The organism is Catenulispora sp. GP43 (assembly GCF_041260665.1).
Lineage (GTDB): Bacteria > Actinomycetota > Actinomycetes > Streptomycetales > Catenulisporaceae > Catenulispora.
The window spans coordinates 82,340-100,527 of record NZ_JBGCCT010000042.1 but is presented as its reverse complement, the minus strand read 5'-3'; the positions used below and the strand labels follow the sequence as shown (position 1 = coordinate 100,527).

Annotated in this window: 19 protein-coding genes; 12 read left to right on the top strand and 7 right to left on the bottom strand. The window is 68.7% G+C overall.

Annotation, left to right across the window (positions count from 1 at the left end; translation table 11 throughout):
- The first annotated feature begins 614 nt into the window (after nucleotides 1-614).
- From ABH926_RS48485 to ABH926_RS48445, 9 genes are all read left to right on the top strand, one after another.
- Nucleotides 615-1,676, top strand: coding sequence for a methyltransferase domain-containing protein (locus tag ABH926_RS48485; protein ID WP_370374187.1), 1,062 nt, complete (start codon nucleotides 615-617; stop codon nucleotides 1,674-1,676).
- A 751-nt stretch (nucleotides 1,677-2,427) separates the two neighbouring features.
- Nucleotides 2,428-2,961, top strand: a complete 534-nt coding sequence (locus ABH926_RS48480; RefSeq protein WP_370374184.1) for a tyrosine-type recombinase/integrase — start codon at nucleotides 2,428-2,430, stop codon at nucleotides 2,959-2,961.
- A gap of 244 nt (nucleotides 2,962-3,205) precedes the next feature.
- On the top strand, nucleotides 3,206-3,862 hold the full coding sequence (locus ABH926_RS48475; RefSeq protein WP_370374183.1) for an allophanate hydrolase subunit 1: 657 nt from the start codon (nucleotides 3,206-3,208) through the stop codon (nucleotides 3,860-3,862).
- Entirely contained in the window at nucleotides 3,859-4,719 is an 861-nt protein-coding gene (locus tag ABH926_RS48470; RefSeq protein ID WP_370374182.1) for a biotin-dependent carboxyltransferase family protein, read from the top strand. The genes ABH926_RS48475 and ABH926_RS48470 overlap by 4 nt, the downstream gene beginning before the upstream one ends.
- Before the next feature lie 61 nt (nucleotides 4,720-4,780).
- Nucleotides 4,781-5,530: a GntR family transcriptional regulator gene (locus ABH926_RS48465; protein ID WP_370374181.1), complete on the top strand. Its 750-nt coding sequence runs from the start codon at nucleotides 4,781-4,783 to the stop codon at nucleotides 5,528-5,530.
- A 278-nt stretch (nucleotides 5,531-5,808) separates the two neighbouring features.
- Nucleotides 5,809-6,624, top strand: coding sequence for a putative hydro-lyase (locus ABH926_RS48460; RefSeq protein ID WP_370374180.1), 816 nt, complete (start codon nucleotides 5,809-5,811; stop codon nucleotides 6,622-6,624).
- A 203-nt stretch (nucleotides 6,625-6,827) separates the two neighbouring features.
- On the top strand, nucleotides 6,828-8,093 hold the full coding sequence (locus ABH926_RS48455) for an MFS transporter (protein ID WP_370374179.1): 1,266 nt from the start codon (nucleotides 6,828-6,830) through the stop codon (nucleotides 8,091-8,093).
- Nucleotides 8,093-9,403 (top strand): hypothetical protein, encoded by a 1,311-nt coding sequence (locus tag ABH926_RS48450; RefSeq protein WP_370374178.1) that lies wholly within the window; start codon nucleotides 8,093-8,095, stop codon nucleotides 9,401-9,403. Before ABH926_RS48455 ends, ABH926_RS48450 begins: the two co-directional genes overlap by 1 nt.
- 68 nt (nucleotides 9,404-9,471) lie before the next feature.
- Entirely contained in the window at nucleotides 9,472-10,458 is a 987-nt protein-coding gene (locus tag ABH926_RS48445; RefSeq protein WP_370374177.1) for a glutamate ABC transporter substrate-binding protein, read from the top strand.
- Here ABH926_RS48445 and ABH926_RS48440 read toward each other — a convergent pair.
- Entirely contained in the window at nucleotides 10,452-10,574 is a 123-nt protein-coding gene (locus ABH926_RS48440) for a hypothetical protein (RefSeq protein ID WP_370374176.1), read from the bottom strand. The genes ABH926_RS48445 and ABH926_RS48440 overlap by 7 nt on opposite strands.
- 170 nt (nucleotides 10,575-10,744) lie before the next feature.
- Nucleotides 10,745-10,975 (bottom strand): IS3 family transposase, encoded by a 231-nt coding sequence (locus ABH926_RS48435; protein ID WP_370374175.1) that lies wholly within the window; start codon nucleotides 10,973-10,975, stop codon nucleotides 10,745-10,747.
- A 309-nt stretch (nucleotides 10,976-11,284) separates the two neighbouring features.
- Between ABH926_RS48435 and ABH926_RS48430 the strand changes: the two genes are divergently transcribed.
- The gene (locus ABH926_RS48430; RefSeq protein WP_370374174.1) at nucleotides 11,285-12,874 is read left to right on the top strand and encodes an oleate hydratase; all 1,590 of its coding nucleotides are present in this window, start codon (nucleotides 11,285-11,287) and stop codon (nucleotides 12,872-12,874) included.
- 624 nt (nucleotides 12,875-13,498) lie between these two features.
- Here ABH926_RS48430 and ABH926_RS48425 read toward each other — a convergent pair.
- The 3 genes from ABH926_RS48425 to ABH926_RS48415 all read right to left on the bottom strand — a co-directional run bounded on the left by ABH926_RS48425 (nucleotide 13,499) and on the right by ABH926_RS48415 (nucleotide 15,088).
- Nucleotides 13,499-13,825: a hypothetical protein gene (locus ABH926_RS48425; protein WP_370374173.1), complete on the bottom strand. Its 327-nt coding sequence runs from the start codon at nucleotides 13,823-13,825 to the stop codon at nucleotides 13,499-13,501.
- The gene (locus tag ABH926_RS48420) at nucleotides 13,767-14,051 is read right to left on the bottom strand and encodes a hypothetical protein (RefSeq protein ID WP_370374172.1); all 285 of its coding nucleotides are present in this window, start codon (nucleotides 14,049-14,051) and stop codon (nucleotides 13,767-13,769) included. Before ABH926_RS48420 ends, ABH926_RS48425 begins: the two co-directional genes overlap by 59 nt.
- A 188-nt stretch (nucleotides 14,052-14,239) precedes the next feature.
- On the bottom strand, nucleotides 14,240-15,088 hold the full coding sequence (locus tag ABH926_RS48415; RefSeq protein ID WP_370374171.1) for a slipin family protein: 849 nt from the start codon (nucleotides 15,086-15,088) through the stop codon (nucleotides 14,240-14,242).
- Nucleotides 15,089-15,437: 349 nt separating this feature from the next.
- Between ABH926_RS48415 and ABH926_RS48410 the strand changes: the two genes are divergently transcribed.
- The gene (locus tag ABH926_RS48410) at nucleotides 15,438-15,692 is read left to right on the top strand and encodes a hypothetical protein (protein ID WP_370374170.1); all 255 of its coding nucleotides are present in this window, start codon (nucleotides 15,438-15,440) and stop codon (nucleotides 15,690-15,692) included.
- Nucleotides 15,693-15,893: 201 nt separating this feature from the next.
- A complete protein-coding gene (locus ABH926_RS48405) occupies nucleotides 15,894-16,766 on the top strand; it encodes a universal stress protein (protein ID WP_370374169.1) in 873 nt (290 codons plus the stop codon).
- A gap of 482 nt (nucleotides 16,767-17,248) precedes the next feature.
- On the opposite strand, the gene ABH926_RS48400 is transcribed toward ABH926_RS48405, so the two are convergent.
- Nucleotides 17,249-17,635: a VOC family protein gene (locus tag ABH926_RS48400; RefSeq protein ID WP_370374168.1), complete on the bottom strand. Its 387-nt coding sequence runs from the start codon at nucleotides 17,633-17,635 to the stop codon at nucleotides 17,249-17,251.
- 85 nt (nucleotides 17,636-17,720) lie between these two features.
- A complete protein-coding gene (locus ABH926_RS48395) occupies nucleotides 17,721-18,167 on the bottom strand; it encodes an anthrone oxygenase family protein (RefSeq protein ID WP_370374167.1) in 447 nt (148 codons plus the stop codon).
- Nucleotides 18,168-18,188: the final 21 nt, after the last annotated feature.

Here is an 18,188-nt window from a genome sequence, read left to right as displayed (position 1 = left end):
TGCGCTCCAGGACGTCGGCAGCAACCGCAACGTGATCCACACACCGCTAACGAGCAGCAACGCCACACGTCACAACAAGTGCGGCTGCAGTACTAAACCGCCGAGCCCACTGTGACCTTTCCTTATTTTGAAGTCACAGGTACGGCAGCCGTAGATCGTTGCCGGTGTGACTGGGGTGGCCGAAGAGACGAAGCAACGGTCGTTGGTCATTATGTGCGTGACGACGGCGCGAGCCTCTGCCCCAAGCAGGAGCCCCCAGACTCGTCGAGTTGTGGTAATTCGGTGCGAACGGGACGCTGTTCCTGTACCTCCGAAAGGGGTTGATCAGCATGACATTCATGCAGGTCATTGAATACGAAACCACCGAGTCCGACCACGTCGACCGGATCATGGACGAGTGGCTGCGGATCACCCAGGGCAAGCGGACCGCCCACCACGCCACGATCGGCAAGGACCGCGAGAAGCCCTCGCACTACATGCAGATTGTGGAGTTTGCCTCCTATGAGGAGGCGATGAAGAACAGCGACCTGCCCGAGACCCGGCACCTCGCCGAGGAGATGCAGGAGGCATGCATCGGGGCGCCGCGCTTCGTCAACCTGGACGTCGTCCGGGATATGACGCTCGACGAGAACGCGCTGGAGAGCCTGCTCGGCCGGGTCATCATCGACCTGGGCGCGGTGACTATCGCGCCGCTGCTCGCCATCGGGGACCACCTTGGGCTCTTCCGGGCAATGGCCGACGGAAAACCCCTCACCACCACGGAGCTGGCCGGGAAGACCGGCACGCAGGAGCGCAACGTGCGCGAGTGGCTGGCTGCGATGGCAGCCAGCGGCTACGTCGCCCTCGAACAGGACGGGCGATTCCGGCTCACCCCGGAGCAGGTGGCAGCCTTCTGCGACGAAGACAGCCCCTTCTTCATGCTCGGTGGCTTCCAGTCATTCATGGCGGCAGCTCAGCACGAGACCCGCGAGAAGCTGGAGCGTGCCTTCGTCGAGGGCGGCGGCGTCGGCTGGGAGCAGCACCAACCGGACCTGTTCGCCGGCACCGCCCGATTCTTCCGGCCCGGCTACGCGGCGCACCTGGTGCAGGAATGGCTGCCGGCCCTGGACGGCACGGTGGAGCGTTTGCGCACCGGGGCCAGCGTCGCCGACATCGGCTGCGGGTTCGGCTACTCCACGATGCTGATGGCGCAGGCCTTTCCCGCCTCCCAGTTCACCGGCTTCGACTCCCACCCGCCCTCGATCGAGAAGGCCAGCGATCTGGCGAAGGGGGACGGCCTGGCCAAACGGACCGACTTCGAAGTGGCCGGGGCAGCTGACTTCGGCGGCGGCCCGTACGACCTGATCACCTTCTTCGACTGCCTGCACGACATGGGCGACCCGGTCGGGGTGCTCTCCCACTGCCGGACGCGGCTGGCGGAAGGGGGCGTGGTGATGCTGGTCGAACCGCACGCGGAGGATAGCCTCGCCGACAACCTGAACCCGCTCGGCCGGGCCTTCTACGGAGCCTCTTCGCTGATCTGCGTGCCCGCCTCGCAGGCGCAGCCGGTCGGTCGAGCGCTCGGCGCCGGAGCAGGCGAGGCGCGGACCCGTGAAGTAGCCGTCGAGGCGGGCTACAAGCACTTCCGCCGGGCGATCGAGACCCCATTCAACCTGATCTACGAGCTGCGGAGCTGAACAAGGAAGCGATCGGGGCCCGGGTGACCGCGAAGGTCGTCGCCCGGGACGGGGGCACCATGGCGCGGGAACATCGCGCGACCACCATGCTCCGGCCGGACTGCGCCCAGCCGCCACCACGACCGACCCCCATCACGAGCCCCAGGCAACCGACACTCTCAACGTGTGACGGCCCCGCCTGCGCAGCCCGCCCGCCCCGGACGGGCTGCGCGAAGGCCAGAACCGGCCGCGAGGCGAAAGACTCTGCGCTTCAACAAGGTTTAGAGAATACTGATTCTCCAAAGCGGACTCCTGCTATGGGTTTAGAGAACACGCTCACGAGCGGTCCGCAGGGCCCGGAATCAGGTTTAGAGAACAGGGGGCTGGTCCTTGCGCCTCGCCGCGGCCGGCAGCCGACTGTGGTCCCGGGCCGCTTCGGCACGGTGCTCCAGGCGTACGCCGAGCAGTTGGACCTGGTGCCGCTTTCGGCGCAGACCCGACGCACGTACCTGTCGAAGGTGTGCCAGTTTCTGGTGTGGCTCGACGCCTACCCTGCCAAGGGCGACCCGCTCGGCGAGAAGCCGGCCCGGGACTGGGCGGTCCGCGACTACCGCACCCACCTGCTGGCGGTAGCCAAGCGCGAGCCGGCCACCGTGAACAACGCCCTGGCCGCCATCGACGACTTCTACACCCGACTCGGACTCGGCCCGGCGGATGCCAAGCGTGCCGAACTGCCGGACTCGGCGCCCGGGCGCTGGAACCCGCGGACCGGGTGGCGTTCCTGCGCGAGGTCGAGCGTTGGCCCGCCCCGCGCGACCAGGCGCTGGCACGGGTGCCGTTTTACGCCGGGGCCAGGATCTCCGAGGTGGTTGCGCTGGACGTTGAGGACGTGCGCATGTCCCGGCGGATTGGGGAGCTACGGCTGTACGGCAAGGGCGCCAAGGTGCGCACCGTGCCGCTCAAGCCGCAGCTGCGAATGGCCCTCGCGACGTGGATTGAGGCAAGGGCCAGTTGGGTCGGCGCCGACGGTCCGGCGCTGTTTCTCAACCGCGCGGGTCGACGACTGTCGGCCACCGGGGCGAGCGAGATCATCACGGCGATCACCGCTCCGGCCCGGTTCGAGGACCCGGCCACCGCCCATGTACTTCGCCATACCTTCGGCACCTCGCTCGTCCGAGGCGGCGCCGGCCTCGTCACCGTCGCCGAACTTCTCGGACACTCCCGTGTCGAGACCGTCCGTATCTACAGCAAACCCACCCAGGCCGACAAGGTCAAAGCCCTGGAACACCTCACCGTCGACGAATAGCCGCAGGCCACACGGCGAGATCACTGCCATTTGGGTCAGGTGGGCGATCCGTTAACGGCACCCCTGCTTGGACCGGCACACCGGTCAGAGCGGTCCGGTCATCGGTGGCCGTTGTGCCGGTGACGTACCTTGAAGGATTGTTGAACAATAGTTAGGGTTCGTGGTGTCGCAGTCGCGTCCCGAGACCCAGTGAGGTGTGTGTGAGCTCGTCGCGTCCATCATCATTGCGGGACGGGCAGGGTCGATGCGCTTTCTGAACGCGGGGGATCGAGCGCTGTTGGTCGAGCTCGACCTGGCGGCGCAGGCGGCGCCCGAGCCCGCGCGGCTTTATCGGGCCCTGATGCGCGACAAACCGGCCGGTGCGCTGGGGTTCGTTCCGGCCGCGCGGACCGTGCTGGTTCGTTTCGATCCCGCGCTCACCTCGTCGGGGCTGCTCGCCGAGCGGATCGGGGAGGTCGCGCGGGCGATGGACGACGAGGCTGACGGGTCCGGGGGCGTGGGGGACGCCGACGTCCTGGAGATCCCGGTGCGCTACGACGGCGAGGATCTGGACGACGTCGCGCGGCTGGCGGGGCTGAGTGTCGCAGAGGTCGTCGCCCGGCACTGCGCTCCTGTTTACACGGTTGCATTCTGCGGGTTCGCGCCGGGGTTCGGGTATCTGACCGGTCTGGACGACGCGTTGTGGTTGCCGCGGCGTGCGGTGCCGCGGATACGGGTGCCGGCCGGTTCGGTCGCTATCGCGGACCGGTACGCGGCCGTCTATCCCCAGGCGTCGCCTGGCGGCTGGAACCTGTTGGGGCGCACGGATGTCGCGGTGTGGGATTCGGCGCGTCAGCCTCCCGCGATGTTCGCTCCCGGGGTCAGGGTGCGCTTCGTTGCGGAGTCGGAGTTTCGTCAATGACCCAGTCGGAACTGGTGATCCTCGCGCCCGGCCCGCTCACCACGGTGCAGGACCTCGGCCGCTGCGGGCTGGCCGCGCTGGGCGTCGGGGCGTCGGGGGCCGCTGATCGCGGGAGTCTGCAGCTCGCCAACCGTCTCGTCGGCAACGCCGAGGGCGCCGCAGGCCTCGAACTCACTCTCGGCGGCTTACGTCTCCGCGTTGACGGCGCCGCCATCGTCGCGCTGACCGGGGCGCCGTGCCCGGTGACCGTCGGCGGACGTTCTATGGGGATGAACGGGCCGATCGCTGTGCGGCCCGGCGAGGTGATCGTCGTCGGCACGCCGGCCGAGGGCGTGCGGACGTATCTCGCCGTGCGCGGCGGCGTGGCGGTACCGCCCGTGCTGGGGGCGCGCAGCACCGACACGCTCAGCGGGCTCGGGCCGGAGCCCGTCCGCGCCGGGACGGTGCTTCCGATCGGGAGCGAGACGACGGGTTTCCCGGTGGTGGATCAGGCCCCTGTGCGCAGGCTTGACGGAGACGTCGTGCTGCGCCTCGTGCCCGGTCCGCGTGCCGACTGGTTCGATCCGGACGCGTTGCGGACTCTCGGCGCCGATCCGTACCTGGTCACCGCCGAGGCCAACCGGATCGGTGTGCGGCTCGACGGCCCCGAACTGCGGCGCACCGAGACCGCGGAGCTGCCGCCGGAAGGCATGGTGCGCGGCGCGTTGCAGGTGCCGCCGTCGGGCCGGCCCGTGCTGCTGCTCGCCGATCACCCGGTGACCGGCGGGTATCCGGTGATCGCCGTCGTGGTCGACGAGGACGTCGATCGCGCGGGGCAACTGCGGCCCGGTGATCGGGTGCGGTTCCGGGTGCGGTGAACGGGGATATCGTAGAACGATCCGGCGATTCGAATCCGGACCGGATCCGAATCGAGATCCGATGACCGATGAAGCACGAACTGGGGGTGCGGTGTCCGCCGACATAACAGCGACGGCCTTCTCCGATCTCGCCAACGACCGGCATCTGCTCGGGCGGACCAGCACCGCGGACCTCGTGGCCGGCATTCTGCGCGGCCGCATCGCCGAGGGGCAGCTGCCGCCGGGAACGCGGCTGGCCGAGGAGGCGATCGGCGCGGCGCTGGCGGTGTCGCGCAACACGCTGCGTGAGGCCTTCCGCCTGCTCACCCACGAACGGCTGCTGGTCCACGAACTCAACCGCGGCGTGTTCGTCCGCACCCTGACCGCCGACGACGTCACCGAGATCTACCGCGTCCGCCGGATCGTGGAGTGCGCGGCCGTCCGCCGCCCCGTCGGCGACCCCACCGAGGCCCTGACCCGCGCACGTCAGGCGGTCTCCGACGGCGAACAGGCCGCACACGAGGGCCGCTGGGACGCCGTCGGCACCGCGAACATCCGCTTCCACAAGGCACTGGCCTCCCTGGCGGGCAGCGAGCGCGTGGACGAGTTCATGGACGGCATCCTCGCCGAGCTCCGCCTGGTCTTCCACGTGATGGCGAACCCCCGCGTCTTCCACGAGCCCTACCTCTCCGGCAACCGTGCACTGGTGGCCCTCCTCGACGCCAGCGACTTCGAAGCGGCTGAACGCAACCTGGCCACCTACCTCGACGACGCCGAGGCCGAACTCGTCGGCGCCTACGCCGGCGTGCTGGAGCGGGACGAGCGGAAGTAGGCGCGTGGGTGCTGGGCGCGGACCTCGCCTTCGCTTCTGCCTGCCTTCGCGCTCGCCTGCCCGCCCCCCTGCCCGCTCGCCGGGCCGTTTGTTCGCCTGCCCGCCCGGCCGCGCCTGTTCGTGCGCTTGCCTGCGCCCGCGTGCCTGCCCGCCTGCGCGCTAGGTAGGCCTCGCTCACTCGCGCGCAGTTGCTCCCGCCGCCGCTACTGCCTCTGCGTTGTCGGTGTCGCTCCGAGTATCTCTTGCCGGATTGTTGAACAATACTTACATTGCCCCTTATGACGACTACGCCACTCGTCCCACTCCCACCGCCACTGCTCACCGACGCGTCACCCGCACACTGGCGAGCCGCCTTCCGCGCCGGCGACCGGCGCCCGACCAGCGGTCTCGCCGCCGGGCACACCCAGGCGAACCTCGTGTGCCTGCCCCGCGACTGCGCCTACGATCTGCTGCTTTTCGCGCAGCGCAATCCCAAGCCCTGTCCGCTGCTGGAGGTCACCGAGCCCGGCTCCTGGACCTCGGCGCTCGCGCCCGGCGCGGACCTGCGTACCGACCTGCCCGGCTACCGGGTCTGGCAGAACGGGCTGCTGGTGGCGACCCCGCGCGACGTCGTCGACCTGTGGCGCAACGACCTCGTCAGCTTCCTGATCGGGTGCAGCTTCAGCTTCGAGACCCTGTTGTCGGAGGCGGGGATTCCGTTGCGACACGTGGAGCAGGACGTCACCGTGCCGATGTACGTCACGAACCGCGAGTGCGCGCGTGCCGGCCGTTTCAGCGGGCCGCTGGTCGTCTCGATGCGTCCGATCCCCGCTGCCTCGGTCGCCGTGGCTGCCGCCGTCACGGCGCTGATGCCCGCGGTGCACGGAGCGCCGGTGCACATCGGCGCGCCCGAGGCGCTGGGCATCGCCGATCTGGGCAAGCCGGACTTCGGCAACCCGGTGGAGCTCGCCGACGGCGACGTCCCGGTGTTCTGGGCCTGCGGCGTCACGTCGCAGACCACTGTCATGAGGGCCGCCCCGTCGTTCGCGATCACGCACGAGCCCGGCCACATGTTCATCACCGACGCCCGCGACCTGGAGTACCGGATCGCCTGAGCGGCGATTCGGTGCAGTCGTGCAGTCGTGCAGTCGTGCAGTCGTGCAGTCGTGCAGCCGTGCAGCCGTGCATCAGCGAATCCGAGCCCGAATATTGTCTGCTCGAACTCTTGCATGATTGTTGAACAATCCTTAGATTGTGGAGCACCGCGCTGCACAGCCCAGGAACGCACCATCGACTCCTCCCGCCAACGAGGTGCTCCATGACCGCACTTCCCACCGCACCATCCACCGTCCGCGAAGCCGAGGATGGACCGTTCGCCTGGTACCGGTCCCTGCCGGTCCCCGGCCGTCGCGCTTTCGTCGGGGCGTTCGGCGGCTACGCCCTGGACGCCTACGACTTCCAAGTGCTGCCGCTGAGCCTGACCGCGATCGCCGCGTACTTCCACCTGACCAAGGGTCAGTCCGGCCTGCTGACCACCGTCACGCTCGTGGTCTCGGCGATAGGCGGAATCCTGGCCGGGATGCTGATCGACCGGATCGGCCGTACTCGAACCCTGATGATCACCGTCGGTACGTACGCGCTGTTCACCGCGCTGTGCGGATTCGCCTCCAGCTATCCGATGCTGCTGACCTTCCGGGCTTTGCAAGGGCTCGGATTCGGTGGGGAGTGGGCAGCCGGAGCCGTCCTCGTGGCCGAATACGCCTCGGCCCGGTATCGGGGCCGCACTGTCGCCTTCGTCCAGGCCTCCTGGGCGGTCGGCTGGGCCGTCGCCGTGGTCGTGGCCACGCTCTCGCTGGACCACCTGGGCCACGGCCTGTCCTGGCGCGTCGTGTTCTGGACCGGCGCGCTGCCGGGCCTGACGCTGCTCTACATCCGCCGCCACGTGGTCGACGCGCCGGTGGGCAAGACCGAGCCCGCGGCACGCGTTCCGTTCTGGCGCATATTCGAGGGCCGCAGCGGTCGCATCACCCTGTTCGCCACGCTCATGTCGACCGGCGTGCAAGGTGGCTACTACACGATCGCGACCTGGCTGCCCACCTACCTCAAGACCGAGCGGCACCTGACCGTCGTCGGCACCGGCTCCTATCTCAGCCTGCTGATCGCCGGTGCCTTCCTCGGCTACCTGTGCGGCGGCTACCTGACCGACCTGATCGGGCGGCGCAGGGCCATCGGGCTGTTCGGCGTGCTCAGCGGCACCATCCTCTACAGCTACATCCACATCCCGACGAGCGCGAACCACGTGCTGCTGATCCTCGGCTTCCCGCTCGGGTTCTGTTTCTCGGCCATCTTCAGCGGGTTCGGCGCCTACCTCGCCGAGCTGTATCCGCGGACGATCCGCGGTACCGGCCAAAGCTTCACGTACAACGTCGGCCGTGCGGTCGGCGCGTTCTTCCCGACCGCCGTGGGATTCGCCGCCGGGAGCGGGGGTCTCGGCGGCGCTCTGGTCTACGGCACTGTCGGCTACGCGCTGGCGGTCGTGGCTCTCGTCGGGCTGCCCGAGACACAGGGTTCGGAACTCGCCTGATGCGCCTGGGTACCCGCTCCGGGTTGCGCTGGTACGCGGCGGCTGTCGCGGTGGTCGTCGTGGCGCTCGGCACGACGACTTATCTCGGGACGGCCGCCGCCGCCGACGCGATCGGCCACGCCGGGACGACGGCCGAGCCGTTGGCCGTCGCCGCCGAGAACGTGTACCGCGCGCTGTCCGACGCCGACGCGACGGCCGCCATGGTGTTCCTGTCCGGATCGCAGGTGCAGGCCAGCGGCGTTCAGCGATACGACCAGGACATCCGCGAGGTGTCGAGCGGGCTGGCGGCGATCGGGGGCCAGGCCGGCGCCTCGCAGGCTACTGCAACGTCCGCTGAAGCACCGCCAGCTGGCGCATCGCAATCCTCTGGTGCGTCGCCGTCAAATACGCCGCCGACCCTGCGCTCAGCAGTGAGCCGCCTGCTCGCCGACGTCCCGGTCTACACCGGTCTCGTCGGCACCGCACAGGCTGACGCCCGCCAAGATCTGCCGGTCGGCGCGGCGTACCTGCGTGAGGCCTCCGCCTTGATGCGGACCGATCTACTGCCCGGCGCGCAGACCGTCCACCGGATAGAGGACGATCGCTTGGCGGCCGACGCGGCTGCGGTACGCGGACCCGAAACCGTGCTCGCCGTCGCGGCAGTCACGTTTGCCGTCCTCGTCCCAGCGCAGCTGTTCGTGGCGCGGCGTACCCGGCGCAGGTTCAACCTCGGGCTCGTGGCGACGACCGTGCTGGTCGGCATCGTCACGATCTGGGCCACGGCGGTCTCGACGGCCGCGACCAGCGCCACCGCCGCGGCCCGAACGCATCGGCAGTCGGCGAACGCGCTGGTCACGACCGATCTGGCCGTGCTCCAGGCGCACGGCGACGAACTGCTCAGCCTTGCCGCACGCGGCGAGGACGTCGGCTCGTACGAGGGCGACTACCAGACGGTCGGCGCCCGGCTGGGCTCGCTGCTCGCCGCGGACCAGGGCCCTGGCATCACCGACGCCACAGCCGGCTACCGGGACTGGAAGGCCGCGCACGGCGCCTTGGCGCAGGCAGCGAGCAGCCCGCAGGCAGACAACACGGCGAACGTCCGGGCGCTCGCGCAGGCGACAGGGGCGCAGCCGGGCACCGGGACGTTGTTCATGCGTGTTGACGGCGATGTGCAAGGAGCGATCGCCGTGCAGGAGGCCGACTACCGCGCCGCGATCGACACGGCCGGATCGGACCTGCGCGGGCTGGCGACGGGGACCGCGGCCTTGATAGTGGTCGCCTTCGCGACGGGTGCGTTCGGCATGGATCAGCGGCTGAGGGAGTACCGGTGAGGGGCATGAGAAAGCCGGGTCGATCATGGTACACGGGACGGACCCCATTGCGGCTTTCGCTCGCCGCGATGGTGATGAGCCTGGCGCTCGGCGTTGCGGCTTGCGGGTCGGGAACACCGACGACTTCTGCCGGTGCCGGTGCCGGTGCCGGTGCCACCGCCAGTGCCGCCTCGCCGGCCGACGTCCCGATCCCCGACGGCGTCATGACCATGACCGAAAGTCCGGCGCCGCCCCTGACCGGCTGCGACGCGTCCCTGCGTCCTACGGGCCCGTTGCCCGCCGCGGGCGCCATGCCGGCGGGCTCGACGATGGCGAAGATCCAGCAGCGCGGCTACCTGATCGCAGGCGTCGATGAGGACAGCTACCTGTTCGGCTACCGTAATCCCTCCGCCGACCCCTCGGCCCCGCCGCTGGTCGGCTTCGACATCGACTTCGTCCAGCAGGTCGCCACGTCGATCTTCGGAGCGCCGGGCCATGTGCGCTACAAGGTGCTGACCAAGGCCGAGCGGTTGACGGCGCTGCAACAGGGCTCGGTCGACCTGCTCGCCGACATCCTGACCGTCGACTGCCAGCGTGCGCAGCAGGCCGACTTCAGCGCCGACTACTTCGACGCCGGCCAGCGTGTGCTGGTGAATCAGGCCTCGATGGTCCAGGGCATCGGCGACCTCACCGGCAAGAAGGTCTGCGCGGCGGCCGGCACCACCTCGATCCAGACCCTCGCCGACCCGAAGTACCGGGTGATCCCGATCAGCGCGGTCAACTGGGCCGACTGCCTGGTGATGCTCCAGCAGGGCCAGATCGACGCGATCTCCACCACGGACCTGATCCTGCTCGGCATCCAGTCTCAGGACCCGTACACAAAGATCGTCGGCCCCCGCTTTACTTACGAACGCCATGGCCTGGGCTTCCCGAAGAACAAGGGCGACTTCATCCGCTTCGTCAACGCCGTGCTCGAGCAGATGAAGGCGAACGGCACCTGGACGACGATCTACACCCGCTGGATCGGCGACCGGCTCGGGCCGGTGCCCACTCCGCCGCCGGCTGTGTATCAGTGAGCCACCGGGATCGCATTGATCTGCGCGGCGTTCAGCACCTGGTTGAACACCTCCGCATTCGACCGTGCGCCGTGGAACCAGTCGGTCGCCTTGCCGTCGAACTGAGCGCGCCCCATGGCCAGCGGGCCGGTTGTAGCGTACGGGGTCGGCCACGGCGCCGCCCCGGCTCAGATCGGTCTGATGTTCGGCATCTACGGCGCCGACGGCATGGTGGGCGCACTGACCGTACCGCCCATGCACCGCCGCCTCACTGAGCTTGCCCCGGTTTCCGGACGGTTGCGGTGGCTCACGCCGCGATGGCGTGAGCGAGGTGTGCTTGTTCGAACTGTACGGGGCTGAGCATTCCGATGGTGGAGTGTCGGCGGTGTGGGTTGTACCGGGCTTCGATGTACTCGAAGATCGCGTTGGCGAGTTCCTGGCGGGTGGCCCGGGCCTGCCGGTCGAGCAGTTCCGGTTGCAGGGTGCTGAAGAAGGACTCGACCATCGAATTGTCGAAGCAGTCCCCGATCGTGCCCATCGATCCGAGCAGCCCGGCGGTGCGCAGGCGCTGACCGAAGGCGCCCTCTCGGGTTGCAAGGAGTTCCCCGAAGATCCCCGGATCATGGTGTTTCGGACCAGAGCTGACCAGGCGCGTGCTCCGGCGGCCGCCGATCCTCCCGAAGGAGGGTGGGCCCAATGGCCCTGGTCCGCCCGGGCCTTCAGGTTCCGCCATGATCGGTCCTCCGCCTCTGAACCGCGTGCTGTTCGCCGATCTAGCGTTCAAGGACACCGCCGCGGATCTTCATTCCTGACACGCGGCGGTCCGAACAGATCCGGAGGACCGTTTATGACCGCACGTCCGAACTCTCAGATCCACCTGGTCGGAGGCGGGATCGCTTCGCTGTCCGCCGCGGTCTTCCTGATCCGCGACGCTGGAATGCCGGGGGAGAACATCCACATCCTCGAGCAGCTTCCGCTGCTCGGCGGGTCGCTGGACGGCGCGCACGCGCCGACCGCGGATGGCGGCTACGTCACCCGCGGCGGCCGCATGCTGGAAGACGAGCACTACGTCTGCCTGTGGAACCTCCTGGAATCCATCCCGACCCTGGATGACCCGGACGTCACCATCCGCGAGGACATGCACGCCTTCAACGCCGAGCACCCCTCGGACTCCAAGGCCCGTCTGATAGCCGCCGACCACTCCATCATCGACGCCACCGACCTCGGCCTGACCGCCCGCGACCGGGCGGACCTGACCCGGCTGCTGGCGCTGCCAGAGAAGCTCATCGGTGCCAAGCGCATCGAGGACTTCTTCCAGCCCAGGTTCTTCGACACCAACTTCTGGGCGATGTGGCGCACCACATTCGCGTTCCAGAACTGGCACTCGGCGATCGAGCTCAAGCGCTACTTCCTGGCCTTCATCCAGGAGTTCGACCGCATCCACACCCTGGCCGGCGTCCGGCGGACCCGCTACAACCAGTACGACTCCATCGTCGCGCCGATCCAGGCCTGGCTGGAAGCCCGCGGCGTCACCTTCGAGCACGGCGTCACCGTCCTCGACGCGGACTTCGCCGACGCCACGGCGCGCCGCGTCACCGCGCTCCACGTTGAGCGTGACGGCCGAGAGGAAACGATCGAGCTGGGGCCGGAGGACTACGCGTTCTTCACCATCGGGTCGATGACCGCCGATGCGACCTACGGCGACCGCACCACCGTGCCGGAGCTGATTCGCGAAAGGCGCGACGGATCCTGGCGGCTGTGGGAGGCGCTGGCGAAGAAGGCCCCCGATTTCGGCCGGCCGGTCGCGTTCTGCGGGACGATCGAGGAGTCCAAGTGGGAGTCTTTTACCCTCACGATGTCCGACCGCACCTTGATCGACCGCATTGCTGAGTACAGCGGCAACGAGCCCGGCACAGGCGGGCTGATGACGTTCAAGGACTCCAAGTGGTTGCTGTCGATTGTGGTCCCGGCACAGCCTCACTTCCGTAACCAGGACCCGGACACCTATACGATCTGGGGCTACGCGCTGTTCGGCGGTGTGGACGGCGACTACGTGGCCAAGCCGATGGACACCTGCACCGGTGCCGAGGTCCTGGACGAGTTGCTGGGCCAGCTGGGCTTCGACGACATCGCCGACCACGTGCGCGCCACCACCAAGGTCACCACGGTCCAGATGCCGTACATCGACGCGCAGTTCCAGCGCCGGGTCGTCGCCGACCGGCCCAAGGTGGTCCCGAACGGCGCGCAGAACTTCGCCTTCCTGGGACAGTTCGTCGAGATCCCCGAAGGAGTCGTGTTCACCGTCGAGTATTCGGTGCGCGCTGCGATGACGGCCGTCTATCGGCACTTCGGCGTGGACAAGGAGATCCCGGCGATGTACCGGGGCATGCTGGACCCGAAGGTGGCCTGGGCGGCGCTGAAGACCGCGTTCGCCTGACACCTGGACGACTTCCAGTACGTTCGGCCTGGTGTCGCCGGGCGGAGGCCTGGAGAAGGCCGTCGAGTCCGTCGCCCGGGTAGCCGAGGCACATCCCGACATCCTCGTGTCGGCCCAGCGCGGGTCAGCCGACTTGCTGCCGGCGCGTGAGGTAGAGGGGCATGAAGATCACCCACAGGACCAGACACCCCACCGCCCACACGATCGGCGTGCTCACTTCAAAGGAGTCGGCGGTGAAGCGGACGGGGGTACCACGCCCCACGTGGGCCGAGGCGTCCTGGTACACCCCACACCGACGTCGCGGCGAGCAACAGGACCAGGAAGATCGGAATCAGTGAAGCCATCGGCGTTCCTTTCGCACCCGCTTTATTGACGGCACTGACGGCGCCACCGCCGGTGCCACGGTGGCGGTGGCGCACCGCGCAGGCAGGGCCCTGGCATGCATCGAGGTCACTGATCGCGACTCACGACGTCGGGGCGTTCGGGACACGGTGAACCTGGATCCGGTCGGCGTTTCAGATCGCTTGGCAGACAGCGTTGGAACCGCGGACGGAAGTACCACGGTGGCGGTCAAGTCTCCGTCCTGGGATTGCGCGCTGCGGAGCATACCGCCCACGGCCTCGATCAGGGCGCGGGTGAGCGGTAGCGTGCTGTCGGCTTCCGGCCGCGCCGCCGGCGTCGCGGGCCTCGAACTCCACCTTGGCTCCGACCGCCGCGGTGCTGATCCGCGGCGCCTGTTCGGCCGGGCTGCGGCGCGTGGCCTGAGCCGCGAGGTTGGTGCGCACACTCGGGCCAGCAGGCGCTCCTGCTGCCCGGATCCCGGTGATCGGGCCATACGACGTCCGCGAGGGACTCCAAGTGCCGGATGTTCAGCGTCGTGACCACGTCGATATCAGCGGCCAGGATCTCCTGGACGTCTTGCCAGCGCTTGGCGTTCCGGCATCCGGGCATGTCGGTGTGGGCGAGTTCGCCGATGAGTGCCGCCTGCAGGGGCGTGTGCCAACAGCGGATCCAAGTCCATCTCCTCGACCGTGGCGCTTCGGTGCGTCATCGTGCGGCGCGGCACCACCTCCAGGCCGTCGGCCATGACCATGGTCAGGCGCCGTCCGTGTGGCTCGACGAGGCCGATGCCGACGTCGGCGCCGCGGGCCCGGCGGTGCTGCCCCTCGGCCGGCATCGCGTAGGTCTTGCTGACCCAGACCCAGACCCAGACCCAGACCCAGACCCAGACCCAGACCCAGACACCGGCGCCGTGCCGAGATAGATGCGCCGTCGGCCAGGAGCGCTGCCGTGAGGAGCGTCTTCTATGGATTCGCCGGTAGCCATCTCCGTCTCCACTCCCTTCAGGCTTCCGCCGGGCTTCGCTTACCCGGCGGCGGTGGTGAGAGCGTCCGTGGTGTCAGCCGCACGGGGGCTCGGCACCAGAGCCGGCGCGGGGCCGGCGGCGGCGGTCTCGCGGGCGAGGAAGGTGCCGAGTTCGGCGATGGTGGTCATCAGCGGGGCGGGGAAGACGACGGTGCTGTTCTTATCCACGCCGATCTCGACCAGGCTTTGTAGGTTGCGCAGTTGGAGGGCCAGCGGGTGGGCCATCATGACGTCGGAGGCCTCCCCGAGCGCGGCGGCCGCGAGGGATTCGCCCTCGGCGTTGATGATCTTCGCCCGCTTCTCCCGCTCGGCCTCGGCCTGCTTGGCCATCGCCCGCTTCATGCTCTCCGGCAGCTGGATGTCCTTGAGCTCCACGAGAGTGACCTCCACGCCCCACTCGGCGGTGCTGACGTCCAGGATCTGGCGGATGTCCACGTTGATCTGATCGGTCTCCGACAGAGTCTGGTCCAAGGTGTGCTGCCCGACGACCTTGCGCAGGGTGGTCTGGGCTATCTGGTCGATCGCCGCGTGCACGTTCTCGATCGCCACGACCGACTTCACCGCGTCCACGACCCTGAAGTAGGCCACGGCCGAAACGTCCACGCTGACGTTGTCCCGGGTGATGATGCCCTGGGACTGGATCGGCATGGTGACGATGCGCAGGGAGACCCGGTGCAGGACGTCCACGAACGGGATGATGACCCGCAGCCCCGGCTCCCTCGTCCCCTTCAGCCGGCCGAACCGGAACAGCACGCCGCGCTCGTACTGCCTGACGATCTTCAGGGCCATGGCCAGCCCCAACAGGGCCAGCAGGACGACGGCGACCGTGACGATGACCAAGGCCTTCATGAAAGTGCTCCATCCACGGCAGGCCGGGCGTCGACTAGCGCCGACCGGCGAGATTCTTTGTGTCTTCGGCACAACGGTCATACACATCCGGCGTGCGCGTCAGAGGCGAAAGCCCTGCACGCCTCGGGGCCGTGGCACCACCACATCAGGATCCGCTGATAGCTCCGGCAAGCACGTGTCGTTCGGCCCTGATCCACCAGGCACCGCGCCGCGATGCTGAATGCGAGAGGCCGTATCCCGCGGTGAACGCACCTCGCCGGGGTGATACGGGGCCGGAGTTCAGGGAGGCGGTGTCGTCAAGAGTTCGCTGGGCCATGTCGTCGATGCGGTCCGGTCCAGGTTCGGGCATGTGCTCGATCACCTGGAGGGCCCGCAGGAGGCGTACGCGTATGCCTGGAACCGCCACCAGGAGATGCTGAGCGATGTCCGGCAGCGCCTGACCGAGATCGAGGCTGAGCGCGAGCAAGCCAGCTCGGATCAGGCGCGGGAACAGCTCGCCGACGAGTACTTCCGGCTCATGGTTGACGTCCGCGCGCGGCACCGCGTCTGGATCGTCGAGCACGGCGAGGATCTCCCCGAGATCCGTGAATGGACGTGGTCCTGACCGCCACGGGTGGGCAACACGCAGCTCGGGATCGACTCCCGGATCACCTTCGCCGACGGCTTTGAACCGGGCCCTTCGGCCCGGGCCCGAACCTGCCTTCGGACCCGGGCTTTCGCAGGTCCTCGTGCTCTGATCCCGGTACGTCCGCGGCGAGATCGTAGAGCGGAGGAACCACAGACCTTGGTCACTCTTGGAGGAGTCATGAAGTCCACCGTCGTCGTCGGCTACGACCAGACGCCGCACAGCGAACGCGCCCTCATCCTCGCCGCGCGTGAAGCCGCCTGGCGCGGCGCTTCGCTCACCGTCGTCCACGCCTTCGACTGGATACCCCCGACGACCCCGATGACCTACATCCCGGGCAGCGTCGAGCTCGCTATCCAGCAGACGGCCGAGAAGATCGCCGAGCACGGGGCGGCGGCGGCGCGCTCCCTCTTCCCCGGCATGCACGTCGAAGCCAAGACTGGACCAGGCGGCGCCGCCGAGGCCTTGGCCACTGCGGCCCGCGGCGCCGACCTGCTCGTCGTCGGAAACCGCGGCCGCGGCGGCTTCGCCGGCCTGCTGCTCGGCTCGGTGTCCATGCGCGCGCTCACCGCCTCTTGCGTTCCCACCATGGTGGTGCGTGGCCCGCACCGCGATCCGCACGACGCCGTCCTCGTCGCCGTGGACCTCGACGACCCCGCCGACGACCTGCTGGACTTCGCCTTCAACGAAGCCGCCCGCCGTGGCGCCCGCCTGGAGGCCGTCACCGTCTGGGACATGTCCTGGGTCACCGAATACGCCGACGAAGCCGCCGAGATCCAAAGTGCGGCCGCCCAGGCCAGGGTCGACCTCGACGCCGCCCTGGAAGCCGTCGTGCACACCTGGCACGGCAAGTACTCCGACGTCCGCGTCAGCCACCGGGTCGCCGAGGGCAACCCCGCCGCCGAGCTGATCGCCGCCACCAGCCACGCCGACCTGATCGTCGCCGGAGCCCGCCGTCACGGCGACGGCCGGCACGGCATGCGGATCGGCCCCGTCGCGCACGCCCTGGTGCAGCACGCGGACTGCCCCGTCGTCATCGTCCCGCGAGATTGAGCACGCCTGCTGCGAACGCCGCGCCCGTCACCCGGTACAGCCAGGTGGCGGGCGTCGCGTCGTGGTGCCCTCAAGCCAGGATGGTGGTTCCGGACGTACCGGCAAGCACGGCTGCCGCTTCCCGCAGTGAGCCGATGGCCGAGGGTTGCCGGTCGCGGCTGTGAACCGGCCGCACGCCCAACATGACAGCGAAGGCGGGCGTTCCACGGAGCCTCCCCAACGATCACGGCCTGGGAACTGAATCGAGGACCTGCTCCGCCCGCCGCCGCATTGAGCGCCAGAGCCTCCGCACCCCGCGGCCGAGGCCACGCCACGGAGCTACGTGTTGCATAGCAGTTCCACGGTCGTGACCGATGCCTGTCCGAATCAGGCGCTGAGCCGCCGACTCGGGCACTACGCCCCAGCTCAGGGTACGACTACTCGAACTACGTTTCCTGCCCCACGCGCCCTACAAGGTCGTCTTGTGTTTGACCTGCATGGCCTTACGACTCGGTGGCACCCGGGGTGAGGATCTCCATGAGGTGCCCGTCGGGGTCGCGGAAGTAGACGCCTCTGCGGCCCGCGATGTGCTTGCTGCGGTAGATCTGCCCGATCTCTCGGCATTGGGGGTCGCCGTAGTGGGTGACCCCGCCGCTTTGTATGCGGGCGAGCGCGGCGTCGAACTCCTCGTCGCTGACCATGAACGCGTAGTGGTGTGGCTCGAAGTCCTCCATCTGGTCGTAATCCAGGCTGACTTCGTTGCCCAGCGTGACCGGGGTGAAGTGCGCCACCCGGGGGCTGACGCCCAGGCCCAGGATCCCGGCCAGGAAATGCGCGGAGACCTGCGGGTCGCGGGCGGGGACGATGGTGTGGTTCAGGTACACGGTCATCGGTGACTCCTTAGTTTGTGGGCTGATCTGTTGTTCGTGGGTTGATTCGGTGATGTCGGCCCGGGCCGGCGGGGTCCGCGTCGGCTCAGACCAGGGCGGCGACCAGCAGGGTGAAGGCGACGACGATGTCGGCGACGCGGACGTAGTGGAAGCGGTTCCAGCGGTCCAACTGCTGCTGCCAGTCCGCGGGGCGGTTCTCGGGCGTCCAGGTCTTGTTCCGGTTGTTGATCGGGACGAGCAGCAGGATCGACATGATCACGCTGACGATCAGCAGCACGCCGGCGGCGACGACCAGGCCGGTGCCGTGGTGGTGCCAGTGGCCCGCGGCCCAGATCCCGACGAGCACGACCGAGCCGATGTACCAGAACGGCATCACCGCGCCGAGCATCCGGCCCCCGTGGGCGTGGCCGAGTTGGCCGGCGTTGCCGGGCAGCGCGTCGAGGATCCGCTTGAAGATGACGGCGACGGCGAACTCCACCCCCACCATCAGGCCGACGGCCACGGTCGTGAACACCTCGAGTGCGTGGAACATGGGATCCTCCCCGGATCTAGC